1 protein-coding gene is annotated in these 733 nt (G+C 63.8%); it reads left to right on the forward strand.

The annotated features are described in order from the left end of the window. A partial coding sequence (locus RM844_RS32045) for a cytochrome P450 (protein WP_311670968.1) occupies positions 1 to 733 on the forward strand: 733 nt, incomplete at both ends.

A 733-nucleotide genomic window follows, 5' to 3' on the forward strand; every position in this document is an offset into this window, starting at 1 on the left:
TGGCGTTGGCCGCCACCCTAGTAGACCAGCTGGTCGACGATGGCGGGTGCGAATTCGTCGAACGAATCTCGCGGGTATTCCCGTCGACGGTCTTTCTGATCATCATGGGCATGCCTGTCGAGGATCTGGAGATGTTCCTCGTGTGGGAGGACATGATCCTGCATCAGAGCGGCGTGGGCGAGGAAGTCAACGCCGCCCGGCTCGAGGGCATGACGCACGTGATGAGCTACTTCTCTGAGCTCATTCAACAACGCCGGGAGAACCGTGACCCGGAGGCCGACGACATCGTCAGCAAGGCCATCGACTGGACGATCGACGGCGAACCGATCAACGACCTGGAGCTACTCAACTGTCTCCTGCTGCTGTTCATGGCCGGCCTCGACACGGTGTCCAACCAGTTGTCCTACGCGATACTGCACCTGGCGACCCATCCCGACGACCGCGCCAGGATCGTCGCCGAGCCCGAACTCATTCCGAAGGCGGTGGAGGAGACGCTGCGGGTCTATCCGATCGTGCAAACTGCGCGAAAGGCGACCCAGGACATGGACTTCCACGGATGCCCGGTCAAGGCCGGCGACATGGCATCGTTCTCCTTGGCGTTCGCGGGCCGCGACGCGGCAGCCTATGCCGACGCCCGGCGATTCGACCTGGATCGCGGCGTGACCCGGCACCTGTCCTTCGGCGGTGGCCCGCACCGCTGCCTCGGTTCGCACCTGGCTCGGCAGGAAATGGC

The organism is Streptomyces chisholmiae, from assembly GCF_031845445.1.
GTDB classification, from domain to species: Bacteria; Actinomycetota; Actinomycetes; order Streptomycetales; family Streptomycetaceae; genus Streptomyces; species Streptomyces chisholmiae.